13 protein-coding genes are annotated in these 14,693 nt (G+C 48.3%); all 13 read right to left on the bottom strand.

The genetic code is table 11. The features are described from left to right. Positions 1 to 114: 114 nt before the first annotated feature. Positions 115 to 1,137 carry a LacI family DNA-binding transcriptional regulator gene (locus LI015_RS00065; protein ID WP_002568070.1) on the bottom strand — a complete coding sequence of 341 codons (1,023 nt, stop codon included), beginning with the start codon at positions 1,135 to 1,137 and terminating at the stop codon, positions 115 to 117. 208 nt (positions 1,138 to 1,345) lie between these two features. Continuing rightward, a complete protein-coding gene (locus tag LI015_RS00060; protein WP_227123677.1) occupies positions 1,346 to 2,125 on the bottom strand; it encodes a sugar phosphate isomerase/epimerase family protein in 780 nt (259 codons plus the stop codon). After that, a complete protein-coding gene (locus tag LI015_RS00055; protein WP_002568072.1) occupies positions 2,094 to 3,272 on the bottom strand; it encodes an ABC transporter ATP-binding protein in 1,179 nt (392 codons plus the stop codon). Before LI015_RS00055 ends, LI015_RS00060 begins: the two co-directional genes overlap by 32 nt. 38 nt (positions 3,273 to 3,310) lie before the next feature. Further along, entirely contained in the window at positions 3,311 to 4,135 is an 825-nt protein-coding gene (locus LI015_RS00050) for a carbohydrate ABC transporter permease (RefSeq protein WP_002571673.1), read from the bottom strand. After that, positions 4,125 to 5,015, bottom strand: a complete 891-nt coding sequence (locus tag LI015_RS00045) for a carbohydrate ABC transporter permease (RefSeq protein ID WP_002571672.1) — start codon at positions 5,013 to 5,015, stop codon at positions 4,125 to 4,127. The genes LI015_RS00050 and LI015_RS00045 overlap by 11 nt, the downstream gene beginning before the upstream one ends. Positions 5,016 to 5,104: 89 nt before the next feature. Then, positions 5,105 to 6,574, bottom strand: a complete 1,470-nt coding sequence (locus LI015_RS00040; RefSeq protein ID WP_195632242.1) for an ABC transporter substrate-binding protein — start codon at positions 6,572 to 6,574, stop codon at positions 5,105 to 5,107. A 222-nt stretch (positions 6,575 to 6,796) separates the two neighbouring features. Continuing rightward, the gene (locus LI015_RS00035; protein ID WP_227123676.1) at positions 6,797 to 8,281 is read right to left on the bottom strand and encodes a UxaA family hydrolase; all 1,485 of its coding nucleotides are present in this window, start codon (positions 8,279 to 8,281) and stop codon (positions 6,797 to 6,799) included. A gap of 47 nt (positions 8,282 to 8,328) precedes the next feature. Further along, on the bottom strand, positions 8,329 to 9,666 hold the full coding sequence (locus LI015_RS00030) for a tagaturonate reductase (RefSeq protein ID WP_227123674.1): 1,338 nt from the start codon (positions 9,664 to 9,666) through the stop codon (positions 8,329 to 8,331). Between the two features lie 22 nt (positions 9,667 to 9,688). Next, entirely contained in the window at positions 9,689 to 10,717 is a 1,029-nt protein-coding gene (locus LI015_RS00025) for a zinc-binding dehydrogenase (protein ID WP_117626120.1), read from the bottom strand. A gap of 31 nt (positions 10,718 to 10,748) precedes the next feature. Continuing rightward, positions 10,749 to 11,663 (bottom strand): amidohydrolase family protein, encoded by a 915-nt coding sequence (locus LI015_RS00020; RefSeq protein ID WP_227123672.1) that lies wholly within the window; start codon positions 11,661 to 11,663, stop codon positions 10,749 to 10,751. Between the two features lie 15 nt (positions 11,664 to 11,678). After that, on the bottom strand, positions 11,679 to 12,710 hold the full coding sequence (locus LI015_RS00015; protein WP_117626006.1) for an ABC transporter permease: 1,032 nt from the start codon (positions 12,708 to 12,710) through the stop codon (positions 11,679 to 11,681). Further along, on the bottom strand, positions 12,707 to 14,230 hold the full coding sequence (locus tag LI015_RS00010) for a sugar ABC transporter ATP-binding protein (RefSeq protein ID WP_117626005.1): 1,524 nt from the start codon (positions 14,228 to 14,230) through the stop codon (positions 12,707 to 12,709). Before LI015_RS00010 ends, LI015_RS00015 begins: the two co-directional genes overlap by 4 nt. Next, the gene (locus tag LI015_RS00005) at positions 14,227 to 14,649 is read right to left on the bottom strand and encodes an ABC transporter permease (RefSeq protein WP_227124046.1); all 423 of its coding nucleotides are present in this window, start codon (positions 14,647 to 14,649) and stop codon (positions 14,227 to 14,229) included. Before LI015_RS00005 ends, LI015_RS00010 begins: the two co-directional genes overlap by 4 nt. Positions 14,650 to 14,693: the final 44 nt, after the last annotated feature.

The raw sequence follows: 14,693 nt of genomic DNA, 5'->3' as shown, positions 1-14,693 counted from the left end.
ATCCCTCCCTTCCCATCAGGTTTAATCAGAATATATCTGCGGAAAATGAATACGTAGTCATTTTCCTGTAAAATAAATGATTGACATTTAATGTCTGTCAATCATCCATTTGTTCTAATGACGGACAGTATTCCTCACAATCAGCTGCATAGGAACCGCTACCGTCTCTGGGGGCATCTCCGGATTCTCCATATTCTCTATCAGGACCCGGACAGCCTCTTTGCACAGAATGTCATTCTGCTGCTGCAGTACAGTGAGGGAATACGACCTTAAAGATGCTGCAAACGTATCATCTAATCCCATAATAGAATAATCTTCACCCGGCACATACTTATACTTTAACCGTCCGCAGTCCATGACTCCCAGAGCCATCAGGTCATTGGCGCAGAAGATTGCCTCCACAGGCAGTCCCGAGGCAAATATACGGTCGCCTGCCCGATAGCCGGACTCATACGAATAATCGCCTGCCTGTATCATACACTGGGTTATACCGCATTGTTTAAGGCCGCCCAGAAAACCTTCCTGGCGCTCATCGTGATTCAGATAACAGCTTTCCTCCGCGGAAACATATGCAAATTCCCGCATCCCTAATCCATGCAAAAATCTCGCCGCCCTCTCCCCGGCCCCGTAATTGTCGGAATATACCATATTAATATCCGTATTAGGACTGTATACATTGAGAAGGACAAGAGGTATTCCCTTCTTTTTCCACTCCCCGGATATCTTATGGGTCAGGGCCGATGAGGTGATGATGATACCGTCCACACAGTACTCCAAAAGCCGTCTGAGTATCTGATTGATGTCACTGTCCGGAGCCGTGTTGAACACCATTACTCTCAGCCCATATTCCTGGAGAAGATTGGTAAGGATATTAAGCAGGCCATAGTAGTACACGTTATATGTATCAGACAACACAACTCCGATTATCCCGGTCCGGTTGGAGTTAAGACCTCTGGCCAGTGCATTGGGACTATATCCAAGCTCTTCAGCAGCCTTCAGCACCTTTTCCCTGGTCTTATGGCTTATCCTGTCATTCCACTTTTCATTAAAGACCCTGGATACAGAAGACTGGGATACCCCGGCTCTCTTTGCCACATCAAACGAAGAAATGCTTTTTATCATTCTTTTATCTATCATATAACCACCTATACCGCGATTGATTACGTCGTCATATTTTATGACTACGCAATCATTTATATCTTATATATACACTCCCCGTTTAATAATGTCAATATTAAATTTTATTTTTTTCATTTTTTTGTCTACATTTCACATATCAAACCGCCAAAAATTAGCGGTTTTTTTGTTTTTCTTTTTCCCAGGCTTCTAACTTCTCCGTCCAGACTCATATTTTTAATAAACGCTCCACGTCCGCTTCGATTCCCAGGCAGTCATCCGCTGTCTCCATGCCGTACTCCACTACCAGGTCAGCCTGAGGGGTATATTCCCCGGCCCATGCCATGAAGCTGTCAAAATCCAGGGTTCCGTCCCCAATCCGTCTGTGGCTGTCGTGAACTCCGTCATTATTGTGAAGATGGTATGCCAGAATCTGCCCTTTCAGGCATTCCATAACGCTGCGCAGGTCCCAGCCATTGGCATGGGCATGGCCGATGTCTATGAGTACCGGGTATCCTTCCGCCCGGCACAGGGAGACAAAGCCGCTCTCATCTAACAGCATATTGTTCCGGTCCATGACCCCCGCATTCTCCACGGCCACCGGTATTCCCAGGGGACGAAACAGTTCTTCCACCCTGCGGTAATTGGCGCAGGAATCCCGCAGCATCCTCTCCTCATCCCTGACAACACAGTTGTTGTGATGAAAAACCATATAGCGGCTGTTAAGCCTCTCTGAGTAGCGGAGGGTCTGGCCCACCAGTTCCATGGTGTACTCATACTCCGGGGTTCCCTGGGGCGCCGAGTGCTCCGCCTTGTAATAGGGGCCGTGAAAGCTGATGGGAACATGTTTTAACATGTCCATGCTCTCCTCAAGGAGAGAGGCGAATACCTGCCGGTGGAACATGGGAAATACTTCCACTCCCACCTGTCCCTTCCATTTTTTCACATAGGACAGAATCCGCTTAAACTCCTCCGCCTTATACATATTGGTACTGATGAGCAAAGCCATGGCCGTTCTCTCCCTTCTTACTGGCACCTTTTTGGAGTATATACGGCTCCCTGGCAGCCCTTAGCTGCTCCGGATAGCCCAGGGACACCTGGGTGGCCCTGTCAAAGAGATGGATTCTGTCAAAATCCGGCTGGATATATACGCTCTCTCCCGGAGCAGGGACATCCCCCTCGCTTACAGCAATAATTTCCATATTGTCCACCTGCACATATACGCCGTACCGGTTGCCGTAATCCTCCACGTACTTGACGGTTCCCTCCAGGGTATTTTCCTGGCGCCTGCGGTGCAAAATCATGTGTTCCGGGCGTATTCCCAGGAACAGACGGCCGGATTCGTTGCGGGAGGCCAATCCTGACCACATGTCCGGCAGCCAGACCACCTGTCTGCCGATCACCAGCGTTCCCCTGGTATAGGATGCCTCCACAATATTCATGGAGGGGGATCCGATGAATTTTGCAGTAAATACATTGGCAGGGCGGTTGTATACATTGGCAGGGGTGTCCAGCATCTGCATTTTCCCCTCATGCATCAGAGCAATGCGCTGTCCCACGGTCATGGCCTCAATCTGGTCATGGGTCACATAAATAAGGGTCTGATGGTACATCTCATGGATTTTCACCAGCTCCTTCCTGGCCCGCAGCCTCAGCTGGGCATCCAGGTTGGAAAGCGGTTCGTCTAAAAGGAAATAATCCGAGCGCTTCACCACTGCCCTGGCCAGCGCCACCCTCTGGCGCTGGCCGCCGGAAAGATCCTTTGGCCTGCGCTCCTCCAGCCCTTTCAGGTCCAGCATATCCAGAACCTCCGAAAGCCTGGTCTTTATCTCCGCGGGATCCATTTTGTGGGCCTTTAGGCCGTAAACGATATTGCTTTGCACCGTCATATGAGGAAACAGGGCATAGTTTTGAAATACCATGGACACATTCCTCTCCCCGCAGGGAACATCGTTTACCAGACGGCCGTCCATATAGAGATTTCCCCCGCTGAGCCTCTCCAGGCCCGCAATCATCCGCAGGGTGGTGGATTTGCCGCAGCCGGAAGGTCCCAGCAGAATCAGGCGCTCTCCTTCCCTGATTTCCATGTTTAAATCCTTTACGATTACATTTTTGTCATAAGCTTTCACTACATGGTCAAATACTATGTTTTTCATTGATTTCTCCTTATTTGATTCCCTTGGCCGCCAACTCCCTAACCCTTGATTCCCGACATGGCAAAGGTATTGATGATATAGCGCTGGAACAGGATATACAATGCCAGCGGAATCACCATGGTCATGACAGAAACAGCCATTGCTATGGTAAACTCCGTTCCCCCCTCCGCGCTTATGTACATCTGCAGGGCCAGGGACAGGGTATAATTCTCCTTGCTTTTCAGTATAAGAACAGGCCACACATACTCGTTCCAGGAATTGATGAAAAAGATGATTCCCGTGGAAATGATGGAGGGCCGTACTAACGGGATGATGATATCCCTCATGATTTTCAGATTCTTCACATTCTCCATCCTGGCCGCCTCGATAAGAGCCCTGGGGATTCCCCGCATGGACTGGCGCAGGAGAAAGATTCCCAGCACATCAGCCAGCTGGGGCAGGGCCACGCCCCATATCTTGTCGCTGAGGCCGATTTTGGAAATCATCAGATAGTTGGGAATCATGGTAACGGTAAACGGTATGAACATGGTGGCCAGCATGATAAAGTACAGGATTCCCTTGCCCCTAAAATCAAAATACACAAAGGAATAGGCTGCAAACAGGCTGGTAACGGTCTTAAAAGCAGTTACAGTGGCAGCAATTAAAAAGGTATTCATGGTAATTCTTAAGAAGGGGAGCTTGCTGAATACATGGATGTAATTCTGCACCGTGGGCCTGGCCGGAATAATCTGAAACACCGTATTAAAGGCATCCTGCATGGTCTTAAAGGAATTTGACACCGCAAATACAATGGGCATCAGGATAAGGAACACAGCACACAGAAGAAGCAGGTGCCATCCCGGCTGCATTTCTTTAATTTTCATAGTATACCCCCTTTTCCACAAACCGGAATTCCAGAAGCAGCAGTACAATAAACAGCACCATGGTAATCACTGAAACAGCTGATGATGTGCCTGTGCGGTACAGGGTAAATGCCTCATGGTAGGACATGTATATCAGGTTGGAGCTGGCGTAGTTGGGACCGCCCTGGGTTACCACCTTGATGGGTGTAAACACATACTGAAGCCCCTGTACAATGGTGGTGATAAACACGTAGATTCCAGTGGCCGAGCTCATAGGAACCACCATGTCGCGGAAGATTTTCCACAGGGGAATATTGTCCAGTCTGGCCGCCTCAACGACCTCCTGGGATACCCCGGACACACCTGCCAGTATGATGATAAAATTATAGCCGAACACCTTCCAGGAGGTGATTATGCTCAGTACAGCGATGACCCACCCCTCGGCCTTGGACCAGAAGGGAAGGGCCAGGCCAAAGTACTTTAACACAAGGGCCACAGGGCCGGAAATGGGGTTCAGAATCCAGATATAAAGAATGGATCCCACCACCAGGGATATGACACTGGGCAGGAAAAACACAGCTTTATAAAAGCCCTGTCCCCTCTTAATCACCGCTGACAGGATGAAGGAAAGGATGTAGGGCAGCACAAAATTCAGCACCAGCAGTACAAGGATATACACCGCCGTATTTCCCGCAATCTTCCAGGAATTCGGGTCCCTGAAAATGGCTGCATAGTTAGCCAGCCCCACAAACTTTTTCACCGGTTTTACCATATTCCACTCAAAAAAACTGAGATAGACCGTATAAAACAGGGGATAAAACATGAATACCGCAAACACAGCCAGCGATGGCACAAGAAACAGATATCCCAGCAGTGTCTGCTTTTTTTCTTCCTGATTCAATCTGATTTTACCTCCATAAAGGGGCAGGTATCCCCATGTCCCCGGGGATACCCGCTCCAATCTATTGTAAGCAGCTGTATTTCAGCCGGTTACTGTACTGCCAGCAGCTGGTTGATGGCATCCTGTGCTGCCTTCATGCCCTGTTCTGCCGTCACCTGCCCGCCCAGAATCTGGTCCCTCATATCTAAGAGCATCTGCTCTGCCTGCAGGCCGGCGTCTCCCGGAAACGCTGTCCACGGAACCACTCCGTCCATCTGCTGGATGGCTGCGTTCATCATCTTGTTCTCTGCCAGGAATGTCTTAAGCCCGTTCTCAGCCCCGGCCACATCCTTTCTGGGAGGCACATAACCGGTTCCCTCTGTCCAGGCTGCCATGGACTCCACGCTGTAGAGGAACTTCTCAAATTCCCATGCCGCCTCAATCTGGTCATCGCCCTGAGCCGTAATAGCCAGGAAGCATCCTCCTGCCGGAACCATGCGCTCCTTGTCTTTCCACAGGGGGGATTTTACGGTTGCCACGTCAAACTGCGCGCCCTTCTGCACGGAAGCCCTTCTGGCAATGGTGGTGTATAACATGGCGCAGTTGCCGTCAATAAAGCTCTGACACCCTTCCTCCCAGGAGATATGTAAAGCGGTCTGGTCCTTCACCATATCGGCTATCAGCTGCATGGCTTCAATTCCATCCTCCGTGGCAAAGGAGGCCTCTTTTTTGCCCTCCGCGTTGGTGGTCAGCATCTTAGCGCCGCTGCTTTCAATCAGTCCCTGCTGTGCCCAGAAATCCGCGGGCTCCTGCATATAAAAACCGTACTTTCCTGTCTTTTCCTTGATGGTCTTTGCAAACTCGCTGACCTCCTGCCAGGTAGCCGGGCCGTCCTCCGCAAGTCCTGCCTCCCTTAAGATGTCCTTGTTGATGTAGAGAACCGGATTACTCAGGGAATAGGGGATGCCCACCTGGGAACCCTGGCTGTTTACAGCCAGCTCAAGGACATTGGGAAGAAATTTGTCCTGAAGGAAACCCGCATCCTCCTTGTCAAACCTGTCTATGGCATCCTGAGGGGACACATAGGAAAAGTTATTGGAAAAATAATCCAGAAATGCCCAGCCAATCTGCACCAACGCCGGAGAATTGCCTGCTGCCGCCTCTGCCTGGAGGTTCTGCATCAGTCCCTTATACATGTCCGGGTTGTATTTTGCCACTACCTGGATGTGGTCGTTGCTTTCGTTAAACTGCTTAACCAGCTCGTCTACCACCAATCCTCCCTGTGTTTCCGCATTACAGTGCCAGTATTCGATTACTGTTTTTTCTCCGGAGGAGCTGTCTCCCCCGGTCCCGGACCCTGTACCGGTATCTGTACTGGTATCTGTATTAGTGTCTGTGCCGGCCTCTGCCCCGCTTCCGGTCTGGTTTACCGCTGCTGTGCCGGTCTGCGCATTGGCTGCACCCGCGTTATCCCGGGCTTTGCTGCCTGACGCTGCACCGCAGCCGGATAAAACTGCCATTGAAGCTGACACTGAAACTGCCATGGCCAATGCCATCAAAGATTTTACACTTCTTCTCATTACTCCATTTCCTCCTAATCATTCCGTTGTATGTTTTATCTTAAAGATTGAATGTAAATTCCGGAAGATAAAATCTGTAAAATCTTTGCAAGGAATTGGAAAAGTACAAAAATAAAGCACGGACCTAATCTTTTGTCCGTGCTTTCATCCATACATATACTGTATCAATTTATCCGCCCGCCGTAGGGGCATGCCTTAAATTCCTGAATCCGGGCCATCCATCTACAATGTGACTCCCTGCTTAAAGATAGCCAAATCATGAAAACCGGCTTCCTCTGACTTAACCTTTTCCCCGGAAGCCACCCTGAGAACATATTGGAACAATTCCATGGCCACCTGGTCCTTCGTTTTTGTCTCCACCATTTCGCCGGCATTAAAGTCGATCCATCCGGCCTTGTATCCGGCCAGCTTTGAATTGGAGGAAATCTTCATGGTGGGAACCAGGGTCGCAAAGGGCGTGCCCCTTCCCGTTGTAAAAAGTACAATCTGGGCGCCGGATACTGCCAGGGCCGTGGCCGCTACCAGGTCATTGCCCGGAGCGGACAGCAGGTTAAGGCCCTTCTCCCTGACGCGTTCGCCGTACTCCAGCACACCGCACACAGGTGAGGAACCGGACTTCTGGGTGCAACCAAGAGACTTATCCTCCAGGGTGGAGATACCCCCCTTTTTATTGCCCGGGGATGGATTTTCATAGATAGTCTGGTTGTGGCTGGTGAAATATTCCTTGAAGCCATTGATGAGCTTCACAGTCCTGGCAAATGTCTCCTCATCCCGGCACCGGTTCATCAGAATGGTTTCAGCGCCAAACATCTCCGGCACCTCGGTGAGAATCGTGGTCCCGCCCTTGGATATAAGTATATCGGAAAATGCACCCACCGCCGGATTGGCCGTGATTCCCGACAGCCCGTCGGAGCCGCCGCACTTCATGCCGATGATCAGCTGAGACGCGTCACATTCCACCCTGACATCCCCGGAAGCCTTCTCATACAGCTGTCCCAGAAGCTCCATGGCAGCTTCCATCTCATCCTCACAGTCCTGGCATTGGAGGAATTTCACCCGTTCCGGGTCATACTCACCGATATAGTCCATCAGAACCGGTATATTGCAGTTTTCACAGCCCAGTCCCAGAACCAGCACACCGCCCGCGTTGGGATGATGGATGATGTCGGCCAGCACCTTCCTGGTATTCTCCTGATCCTCCCCCATCTGGGAGCATCCGTAGGGATGGGCAAACGCCACGATATCCTCCACGTTTCCCAGCATAAAACGGCGCTTTGCCTCCTGCTCCATTGCCCTGGCCACTGAATTCACGCAACCTACGGTGGGAAGAATCCACAGTTCATTGCGCACTCCGCATCCTCCGTTCCCCCGCTTATATCCCATAAAGCTGGATGGGGATGACTTGGGAAGTTCCTTTATCTGAGGCTCGTATTGATACTCCAGCACATCGCCCAGGGCAGTACGTACATTATGGATATGCACCCAGTCCCCGGGATTAATCTGCCGGGAGGCATATCCGATGTGGCAGCCGTATTTGACCACGGGCGCGCCCTCCGGTATTTGGCAGACTGCAAACTTATGTCCCTGGGGAATATCCTCATTTAAAACCACTGTATATGGGTCTGCCGCAACTGTACTTCCTTTGGACAGCGGCTTTAACGCCACCGCCACCGTATCTTCCCTGTTGATTTTTATAAACTCCTGCATATAACTCTTCCTCCGGGCCGCACATATCATTTATGCCTGACAGGCATCTACTCCGATTCACTCAGAACCGCGTCGTACGCCTTGTCCATACCTTCTGTCTCAATCAATTCATACCACTTCTTTACATCAGCGAGAAGGGGGCTTAAATCCTGTCCCCAGTAATCTTCCCTCTTTAAAATATCCTCCACCGGAGCTGTTTTCATGAAATCCATGATTTCCTGGCTGTCATTGGCATCATCGGTGCGGTAAAATGCCATGAGAGCTGCCAGAGAAAAAGTAAGCCCCTGGGGACAAGAACCAAACATATCCCTGTATTCCAGTATGGTGGGAAGCACCCTTGCCCGGAATTTGGACACAGAGTTAAGCGCAATAGAGAGGAGCATATGCCTGATAAAGGGGTTGGAGAACCGTTCCAGCACTGCCTCTCCGAATTTCCGGTTATCTTCTGTATCGCCAATGGCCGGTATAATTTCCCTGAAGATGCATTTGCGCAAGAGGGCGGACACCTTTTCATCCTTCAGGCACTCTCCCACCGTCTTAAGTCCGTATAAATAGGCTCCCAGCACCATGGAGGTATGGGCTCCGTTCAGGATACGCACCTTCCTCTTTTTATACGGGTCCACATTGTCGGTCCAGACCACATGAAAGCCTGCCTTTTGTAACGGAAGCTCATCCTCATGGCTTCCCTGGATGACCCACAGGTGGAATATCTCAGCCGTATCCATCATATTGTCCTGTTCGCCAATCCTCCGGCAGAGCTCCTCATGCTCATCCCTGGGAAATCCTGTGACAATGCGGTCCACCAGTGTGGAACAGAAATCATTTTCCCGTACAAGCCATGTCTCAAATTCCTCTCCCAGCTCCCACTGTTTTGCGTAACGGAGACAGCATTTTTCCAGCTCCTCGCCGTTGTGGTCAATCAGCTCACAGGAGAGAATAATGAAACCTTTAAGCCCCAGCCGGAACCGCTTATATAAAAGCTGGGTCAGCTTGCCGGGAAATGACCTGGCCGGCGCATCTGTAAATTGGTTGGAATCCACATACTCGATTCCCGCTTCCGTGGTATTTGACACAATAAAGCGGAAATCCGGGTTCTCGGCCAGCTTCATGTAGGCTTCAAAATCATCATAGGGATTCACGCACCTGGATATGATGTCAATATGGGTGTGCTCATCCACCACCTGCCCGTTATCAATGCCTCTGAGGAACAGGTTGTACTCACATCCCTGCTGCTCCAGTACGCTGCACATCCCTTTTTCAATCGGCTGGACTATGACCACAGAGCCGTCAAACAGCCCTTTGTCCTGCATCTTCTGGAAAAAATAGTCTGCAAAGCCTCTGAGGAATCCGCCTTCGCCAAATTGGATTACTGTTTCTTTTCTCATCTTATTTTCCTCTTTTCTTCACTCAATTCCCAGTAAAATCTATAACCACCTTTAACATATCTCCAGGATTATGTGCAAAATCATAAAATGCTTTAGCCCCATCTTCAAATTTGTATACGTTAGTAATGATATTCTCAATGGGTGTCTTTCCGCCTTTAACCAAGTCAATTAATTCTACGAAATCCTTTTTCAAAGCATTTCTTGAACCAAATACATTAAGTTCCTTTTTCTGCAGTAATGTAAAATTAAAATCCAGATTCTTTTTTCCCACACCAATGACAACCACCTTGCCGCCAAAGCACGCTGCATCTATACAATTCTGAAAGGTGGAAGGAAGTCCAACTGCCTCAATCGTTGTATCAAACCCGTTTCCGCCCGTAATGTCATTTACCGCTTTTTCAAAATTCTCAGGAGAGTCGTTCAGAATTGTGCCATCCACGCCAAAAGCCTTCGCCATCTCTAACTTACCCTCAGAAACATCCGATATATAAACAAGGGCGCCTTTTGCTTTTGCAGCAACGGCAGCAAGGACTCCTATGGTTCCTGCTCCAATTACAAGCACTTTTTCTCCGGTTCCCACCTCTGCCCGGCTGACGCCGTGATAACTGATACAAAAGGGTTCAATCACTGCAAGAAGCATAGGGTCAATACCTTTTCCATCATATACCCGTTCCGCGGGCATTGTTATATATTCCTGGAATGCGCCATCGCGCTGGCATCCCATGGTCTGGTTGTCCATACACGCATTTACAATTCCATTTTTACAGGAATAGCAGTGCCCGCAGTTAAAGTAGGGATTACAGGTTACAATCATTCCCGGCCGCAGCCCCTGTTCATTATTCTCGTCTGCCTCAATGATTTCCGCTGAAAATTCATGGCCGGGAATCCTCGGATAATCAAAGTATGCAAATGTCCCCTTGTATGAACCCAAGTCGCTTCCGCAAATACCCCCGTAAAGCAGTTTTAATAATACCTCGCCCTTCTTCCTCACAGGTTTATCTACTTCTGTAAATTCTACCTGTCCGGGCTCTTTTATATACATCGCCTTCATATTTCCCTCCTTGTTGGATTGATATTTGTAATTAAAGCGGGTAAACATCTTTTGCATTTTTGTACATCACCTGTCCTAATTCCAAATCCGAAAAGATATTTCCCTCATATAAGTAGCGCCATAAATTCTCATAGCTATCCCTGGTCAGAGGACTGGGGACATCTGTTCCCCATACAAGTTTCTCAGCTCCCACAATCCGCTTGGCAAGTTTTACAAATTCCTGTCCTGTAGGATACGGATATGTTTCAGGAGCTACATTCCACGGCACTGCAGCCAGGTCAAACCAGACATTGGGAAGCGCTAACATGTGCAGTCCCTCGTCAAGCATTTTATAATCACCCAAAACAGGTGCCAGAAGATGGCAGATCAAGATTTTCATATCAGGATGTCTTTTTGCTATCTTTGCCACTGCCTCCGGCTGAAAACTGGGCATCCCGGGACTGCCTATATCGAGAACTAACGTTGCCCCTGCTTCGGCAATCATTTCGAACGATTCACGAAATACATCTCCGTCAATTCTGAAATCATCATGATATCCCATGAGTCCGCCTCCGGATGAGGTCTCAAATTTGACAATCCTGAACCCCTTTTCGTGGATAAAGCGGTGCAGCAGATATTCAGCTTCTTTGCAAAATGGGTCACATGTAGCTGCCGGTACAAACAAATCCGGATAACGTCTGGCTGATTCAAGGACATATTCATTTTGAAACCCATAGAAGCTTCCCTGTAATAACACCGCACGTTCAACATGATTCTCCCGCAATAATGCGGCTAATGTATCCGCTGTAAAAGACCGTTCCCCCAACCCCGGCGGTATCATCTCTATCTCATCACCATTCGCCCATCGCGCCTTACCGCCTCCAATGGGACGTAATTCACCGCGGGGACCAAATCCGCAAAGTTGCTCAAACACATGTGTATGCGCATCAATCAGCTTCATTGCCATAAAGCCACCTTTCTGTTATATAGGCTTAACCGACCCTTCCTTGCGGTTAAAGATTCTGGTCAATACACCCGAACGTTTCAAACCACTATTCTTATACCGCCCATAAGCATCTGCCGCAACAGCTACAATAATTACAATCCCTTTAACAACACTGTGATACGTTGATGGTACCCCCAACAGACGTAAACCGTTGTTAATCATTCCAACCAAAAGAGCTCCAAACATGGCTCCCTGCAGTGACCCCTCACCTCCCATAAGGCTGGTGCCGCCTACTACAATAGCTGTAAGTACATCATTCTCGTATCCCTGGGCTGCCTTTGCAATTGCCTGCTGATTCATACTGGCCAGAACAATACCTGCTAAAGCCGCAGTAAAACCCGAAATAGCATATGATACAGTGGTTATTCGTCTGGAAGATACACCAGAAAGATTGCTGGCCTCCTTATTACCGCCAACCGCATAAACCTGGCGTCCAAAGGTAGTCCGGTTAAGCAGCCAAAAGCTGATTAATGCCACAATCACCAATATGCAAACCGAAAAAGGTATACCAAAAAGTCTTCCCCCTCCAAGAAATGTAAACGCAGCCGGTTCCAGACAGCTGATAACCTGATTTCCGGTCAAAAGCTGTGCTATTCCATAAATAATATTTTGACTGGCAAGCGTAATCAGAAAAGGCGGAACATTAAAATTTGAGACAATCGCGCCATGAGCGATACCGGCCATTACACCTGCCGCAAGTCCGAATAAAATACCTAATATGACACCTGTAAAACTATAGTCCATTTTAACAATAGTCAATACAACACAGGCTCCGCTCATTGCTGCGGTTGCCCCCACTGCAAGGTCAATACCTCCCAGCAAAATGGGGTAGATTGTACCGCAGACCATCACACCATATATAGAAATTGCAAGCAGTATACTTTTAAAATTTCCAAGTGTCAAAAAAATTCCCGGATTCATCAACGTAAGCACAAACATGACCACAAGTAGAATCAACGGTTTCTGAAAGCGGCTGGTCAGAGCTTTATAATTCTTATGTCTGCTCATGTATTCTTTTCCTCCTTTTTTGCAGTATCAATGCCGGACGCAGCCATTAATACATCCTCCTGTGTAATGACACCGCTGTCAAACTCTTTCTGGATATGCCCCTTACGAAATACCAGAATACGATGGGAAACCCGCAGCAGTTCCTGCAAATCTGAAGAAACCAAGAGAATGGATACTCCCTGTTCAGCAAGGTTATCAAGAATCTTATATATTTCATCCTTTGCTCCAATATCAATACCTGCTGTAGGTTCGTCAATCAGAAGGACCCGCAGATCACGTGCCAGCCACTTTCCAATGACTACCTTCTGCTGATTTCCTCCAGAAAGGTTGCCCACAGGAAGCTGTGAATCAGCCGGCCTGATATCCAGCTTTCCCACAGCATCTATACCCAGCTTTTTTTCCTCTGCCCTGTTCACATTTGATGCTTTACTCAAGAAGTCATAGTTTGGTACGGCAATATTGCGTTCAATTGACAAAAGCGGTATAAATCCCTGATTGCGTCTATCTTCCGGAACCAATCCGAACCCTCTTGCTATTGTCTCAGAAACACGGCATGGCAGCTTCTTTCCCTGGAAAAGGATCTCCCCTCCATCATAGGAATCCGCACCAAATATACAGCGCAGAACTTCGGTCCTGCCCGCACCGACCAAGCCTCCAATACCCAGAATCTCCCCTCTGTGAAGTGTAAAACTAATATCGGAAAATGTACCTTTTCGGCAGAGAGACCGTACTTCAAGCACTGGCTCCATTTTACTGCGATGCAGGCATCGGGAGGCAGTTGCCTCACTGAGTTCCTTACCAATCATCATTTTGATGACATCCGGAGGATTAATCTGCGCCTTTTCAAGTACAGCAACCTTCCTGCCGTCACGCAATACGGTCAAACGGTCAGCCAGACGGAATACCTCCTCCAACCTATGAGAAATATAAAGAATGGACACCCCTTTTTCTCTCAGTTGATTGATAATTCCAAATAAAGCCTCTGATTCTTTACTTGAGAGTGAAGCTGTTGGTTCGTCCATAATAATCAGTGATGAGTCCTCAGACAGGGCCTTCAAAATCTCCACTGTCTGCCGTTGTGCAATGGAGAGCGTCTCCACAATTGCGTCTGGCTGGAGATTAAAATCATAATAGCGGATTAAATCACTTACTTTTTTCTTCATTTCCCGTATTTTAAGGAATCCCCAGCCGCTTTTTTCCTTGCCAAGCATTACATTCTGCATAACACTTAATGTTGGAATCAGACTGAGTTCCTGATAGATTACGCCAATCCCCAGCTTCTGTGCATCACTCCGGGAATTAATCTCACAAGCCTTGCCTGAGAAAGTAATGGAGCCTCCATCCTTTGGATAAACCCCTGTCAAAATCTTAATCAATGTAGATTTCCCTGCACCATTTTCCCCCATTAAAGCATGCACTTCACCTCGGGCGACTTCCATATCCACTTTCTTCAGTACCTGAACATCTCCAAACTTTTTTTCTATCGCATTCATAGAAAGCAGGATTTCTCTCTCACTCATACAGCAGCCTTCCTTTCCTCCTCCAGAGCTTTGCGACGGACCAATTTCTCCTCCATATATTTGTTATAAACCGAGTCAAATATAATCATGGCCACAATAACTGCACCCTTGATTATCAGCTGAACCGCTGTAGGAAGATTATATTTATAGATACCATTGGTTAACACCATCATAAACAGAGTTCCAATCACAGTACCGAATATATCACCACGGCCTCCGCTGAAGGCACATCCGCCTACTACCACCGCTGCAATAACATCAAATTCAAGGCCAATGCCTGTCTCAGGGGTCGCGGAACGAATCTTACCCATTAAAAATATTGCAGAAATGCTGCAGCACAGGCCTGTCAGAGTGAATACGGCCCGTTTAATCCTTCCAAAATGTGCGCGCCCAACATTTTTGGCAAAAATTCTCAACATTTTTGGCAAAATATTTTGGGAAAACGGGAGCCTGAAATAGTTCT

It is taken from the genome of Enterocloster sp. 210928-DFI.2.20 (assembly GCF_020554465.1).
In the GTDB taxonomy this organism is placed as follows: domain Bacteria; phylum Bacillota; class Clostridia; order Lachnospirales; family Lachnospiraceae; genus Enterocloster; species Enterocloster bolteae.
The sequence above is the reverse complement of the archived record's forward strand: the minus strand, read 5'-3'. Positions and strand labels throughout refer to the sequence as shown.

Coding starts and splice junctions, on each gene's coding strand:
- LI015_RS00065 (WP_002568070.1), bottom strand. CDS start 1,137: ATGATAGATAAAAGAATGATAAAAAGCATTTCTTCGTTTGATGTGGCA.
- LI015_RS00040 (WP_195632242.1), bottom strand. CDS start 6,574: ATGAGAAGAAGTGTAAAATCTTTGATGGCATTGGCCATGGCAGTTTCA.
- LI015_RS00025 (WP_117626120.1), bottom strand. CDS start 10,717: ATGAAGGCGATGTATATAAAAGAGCCCGGACAGGTAGAATTTACAGAA.
- LI015_RS00005 (WP_227124046.1), bottom strand. CDS start 14,649: ATGTTGAGAATTTTTGCCAAAAATGTTGGGCGCGCACATTTTGGAAGG.
- LI015_RS00035 (WP_227123676.1), bottom strand. CDS start 8,281: ATGCAGGAGTTTATAAAAATCAACAGGGAAGATACGGTGGCGGTGGCG.
- LI015_RS00030 (WP_227123674.1), bottom strand. CDS start 9,666: ATGAGAAAAGAAACAGTAATCCAATTTGGCGAAGGCGGATTCCTCAGA.
- LI015_RS00050 (WP_002571673.1), bottom strand. CDS start 4,135: ATGAAAATTAAAGAAATGCAGCCGGGATGGCACCTGCTTCTTCTGTGT.
- LI015_RS00015 (WP_117626006.1), bottom strand. CDS start 12,710: ATGAGCAGACATAAGAATTATAAAGCTCTGACCAGCCGCTTTCAGAAA.
- LI015_RS00010 (WP_117626005.1), bottom strand. CDS start 14,230: ATGAGTGAGAGAGAAATCCTGCTTTCTATGAATGCGATAGAAAAAAAG.
- LI015_RS00055 (WP_002568072.1), bottom strand. CDS start 3,272: ATGAAAAACATAGTATTTGACCATGTAGTGAAAGCTTATGACAAAAAT.
- LI015_RS00020 (WP_227123672.1), bottom strand. CDS start 11,663: ATGGCAATGAAGCTGATTGATGCGCATACACATGTGTTTGAGCAACTT.
- LI015_RS00060 (WP_227123677.1), bottom strand. CDS start 2,125: ATGGCTTTGCTCATCAGTACCAATATGTATAAGGCGGAGGAGTTTAAG.